General features: G+C 37.6%; 5 protein-coding genes. 1 reads left to right on the forward strand and 4 read right to left on the reverse strand.

Going from position 1 to position 3,198, the window contains the following annotated elements; all coding sequences use genetic code 11:
* Positions 1-465 precede the first annotated feature (465 nt).
* The 4 genes from CH376_RS23690 to CH376_RS23710 form a co-directional block, all read right to left on the reverse strand.
* Positions 466-1,026, reverse strand: coding sequence for a HEPN domain-containing protein (locus tag CH376_RS23690; protein WP_100788582.1), 561 nt, complete (start codon positions 1,024-1,026; stop codon positions 466-468).
* Positions 1,027-1,265: 239 nt separating this feature from the next.
* Positions 1,266-1,652 carry a type II toxin-antitoxin system death-on-curing family toxin gene (locus CH376_RS23700; RefSeq protein WP_100788584.1) on the reverse strand — a complete coding sequence of 129 codons (387 nt, stop codon included), beginning with the start codon at positions 1,650-1,652 and terminating at the stop codon, positions 1,266-1,268.
* Entirely contained in the window at positions 1,649-1,861 is a 213-nt protein-coding gene (locus CH376_RS23705) for an AbrB/MazE/SpoVT family DNA-binding domain-containing protein (RefSeq protein ID WP_100788586.1), read from the reverse strand. Before CH376_RS23705 ends, CH376_RS23700 begins: the two co-directional genes overlap by 4 nt.
* A gap of 312 nt (positions 1,862-2,173) precedes the next feature.
* Complete coding sequence (locus CH376_RS23710) at positions 2,174-2,746, reverse strand: DUF2130 domain-containing protein (protein ID WP_100788585.1); 573 nt, start codon at positions 2,744-2,746, stop codon at positions 2,174-2,176.
* Between the two features lie 67 nt (positions 2,747-2,813).
* Between CH376_RS23710 and CH376_RS23715 the strand changes: the two genes are divergently transcribed.
* Positions 2,814-3,198: transposase (locus CH376_RS23715; RefSeq protein WP_207769131.1), on the forward strand; the 385-nt coding region annotated here is incomplete at its 3' end.

A 3,198-nucleotide genomic window follows, 5' to 3' on the forward strand; every position in this document is an offset into this window, starting at 1 on the left:
TTTATTCAAAATACAGCATTATAATTCAGTTGTCAAATCACTTTTAAAACCAAAAACTGCCGTTCTTTCTATTGTTATATTTCGGAAGCACATCTCCTACGAAGAAATTTGGCGGTCGTTTCGTCTAACGAAATAGGCTTCCCGACGTTTGCGTTCCCGAAGCGCTTGTGCGCGAAGGGATTGACGGAGGCTTGAGCGAACCTTAGTGAGCGATCACAAGCCGAACGTCAAAGCAAATGTGTCGAAGACCGTAGTGAGCGCGAGCGGGAACCGTGAGTCGCGAACGAAGCGAGGAGACGAAGTTAGTCGCAGTTGCATGAGAATCTATTTAATAAATTTTTCTTTAGAAAATTTAATTATGTCCAAGGGTTTTTATTAAATAGCGCAAACAAATGCTTCTCTACTGATTCATCTGTTTTTCCAGCTATCATATCTACATGGGTTAAATAATCAATTCCATCTGCTTTAATTATTTTTACTTTGTGATGGAGTCCGATGGGCAATGTTTCCTCGAATAGTAACAAATTCATCTAACTTTTTCGAAGCTTTAGTGCAATCCATTTTCTGCCAATACCAACTCAAAGAAATCTGAGTAATTCCTAATAAATCAGCAAAAAGTTTATCAACATTCTTAGCCTTCGGAGTGTGAAAATCACCAATCCAGTCTTCTAAGATTTCATCCTTTCGTTTAATTAATATTTTCTTCCAATTGTTGTCAGATATTTCCCAGATTCTGCGCTTGTCTTCGCTTTTGACAATGTCATCAATAGCTTTCATTCTAACTCTGATAGGAATTTGAGAAGAATTAGTAGCTTCGGTAAGTATAAAATCAAATGATTCAATAACGATATCTTCTACATATGATTCCCAGCATGCACTGATAAAAATCATAACCGATCTATTGATCACACTAAGCCGGTCTTCTCTTCTTCCTTTTTTTGCACTTGATAGCTCTTTGTGCAAATCCCAAAGGGTATAAATTTCTTCAATATTTTTCGTAAAGTTACTTAAAGCATTAGAAGGCATATATATTAATGAAGCAATTTATTGCAATTGCGACTAACGAAAGAGTCTCCTCGACGTTTGCGGTCCTGAAGCGCCTGTGCGCGAAGGGATTGACGGAGGTTTGAGCGAACCTTAAGCGAGCGTCCCGCAAACCGAGTGACAAAGCAAATGTGCGAAGCCGGAGTGAGGGTTGCAGTAGCAATCCCGAACGTAGCGAGGAGACGAAGTTAGGCGCTGAAGCCCCTCTTACTACAAATAAATTAAGACTTTAGTTTTTCTAAAGTCCTTATAATGCTCTCTAATGAAACACTTCCATCAGCAACTCCGATCGTAAGTTCATATAATGAATCTTCTTGATCTTCTATTTCAACTCCGTTTAAATCTAGGAAAATCAGAGCTGACGCAAGTGCTACTCGTTTATTACTATCTATAAAACCGTGATTTTTACAAAGATAAAATAAATATGCAGCTGCCTTTTGTATTAAACCAATATGAAATTCTTGATTATCAAATCCGGAAAGTGGTTGAGCAATTGCTGATTCAAGAAGATTTTTATCTCTAATCCCGTAAGAACCACCGTATCCTTCTATTTGGTTCTTATGAATGTAAAGAATCTCTTCATAAGATAAATATCTAATAGAACTCATTCAGCAAGTCGTTTAAGTGTCTTGCCATGTTTCTTATTGATTTTTCCAAGACTTGTTTCTAATTTTCTATCGATAGGCGTGATGATTAAACTTTTACCATCAGTGCGAATATCCAAAGAAGTATCTGAAGTAATATGTAAAAGTTCAAGAATTGGTTTTTCTATAATTAGTGCTGAACTGTTGCCATGTTGGATTAGCTTCTTGACCATATTTAACTCGTCACAACTTAGTATATACAATGATGTTACCTAAGTCAAACTTTATTTAATTAAATATTCTTAAGTTTTTTCTTTTTTAGATCTTGTTTCAAAATCATACTTGGGGCTTTTGCGCCTAACGGAAGAGTCTCCTCGACGTTGCGTGTCCAAAGCGCCTAAGCGCGAAGGACTTGGCACGAGGTTTGAGCGAGCCTTAGCGAGCGTCTTGCAAACCGAGGGGCAAAGCAAATGTGCGGAGCCGGAGTGAGGGTCGCATGAGCGATCCCGAACGGAGCGAGGAGACGAAGTTATACGCCGTCAATTTCAACTTATATGGTCAGGTAAGCTTATGCTTTCGAGTTTCTGGCTAGAAATTAGTTTTTTGCTTTCAGTAATTTCTCTGGCCAGTAATAAATTAAATTTCCCATCAATCATTGTTGCTTGTTTATTAATACTTTTATACTTTTGAAATCTCAATTCCCATGATTTTAAGTGATCTTTTACTTCTTTCTTTAATGAATCATATAGGTCAATTGTATCTTTTATTATACCTTCAATTGAGTTGGCAAAAATAGGGCTTTGAACGTATTCCATAACTTCTTTTATTGCTTTATCTCTTTCTGTTCTGCCTAATTTTAGATTATGAATTTGTAATAGATTTTCTCTGAGTATACTTAGAGATACCAATGCTCCTGCTGGATGAACTATAAATATTCCTTTTGCTATTGAATAACCAGAATCGCTTTTTGATCTATTAGCATTAATAATTAATAAGCCGTAGTCTGCTTCACGCAATTGTTTCGCTTCGTAGGTTTGTTTTATATAATTATTATTGAAAGAGCTTACTTTTTTCAATTCGTATAGATAACGTCCTAAAATTTTCGCAGATTTAAGAATGAATGAGAAGGCTCTCCTTGCCGATTGAGTTTGTAGCGATCAAATTCAAAAAAAGGAGAACCCCCCAATGAGGGCAGAAGAAGAAAAAGCGCACCTGAAAGTAATTCAAGTGGATGAGACCCAGCTCAAGAAAGACTTGAGCGAACTCGTAAGAGGTTCAGTGGAAGAAACGCTGAACGCTCTCTTAGATGAGGAAGCGGATAAACTCTGCAAAGCCTCAAGGTATGAGAGAAACCCGGATCGAGTAGATACAAGAGCGGGTTCGTATAATAGAAACTTCGAAACAAAAGCCGGAAAAGTAAAGTTAAAAGTTCCGAAACTTAGAACAATTCCGTTTGAGTCGGCGATCATCGATCGATACAAACGAAGGGAGAGTTCGGTAGAAGAAGCTCTCATGGAGATGTATCTCGCTGGAGTTTCTGTTCGGAGAGTCGAGGATATCACCGAGAGCC

The sequence above is a fragment of the Leptospira adleri genome, from assembly GCF_002811985.1.
GTDB lineage: Bacteria > Spirochaetota > Leptospiria > Leptospirales > Leptospiraceae > Leptospira > Leptospira adleri.

What these genes read in the sequence shown, in the direction of transcription:
- CH376_RS23690 (WP_100788582.1), bottom strand. Translation starts at nt 1,026, where the DNA reads ATGCCTTCTAATGCTTTAAGTAACTTTACGAAAAATATTGAAGAAATT.
- CH376_RS23705 (WP_100788586.1), bottom strand. Translation starts at nt 1,861, where the DNA reads ATGGTCAAGAAGCTAATCCAACATGGCAACAGTTCAGCACTAATTATA.
- CH376_RS23700 (WP_100788584.1), bottom strand. Translation starts at nt 1,652, where the DNA reads ATGAGTTCTATTAGATATTTATCTTATGAAGAGATTCTTTACATTCAT.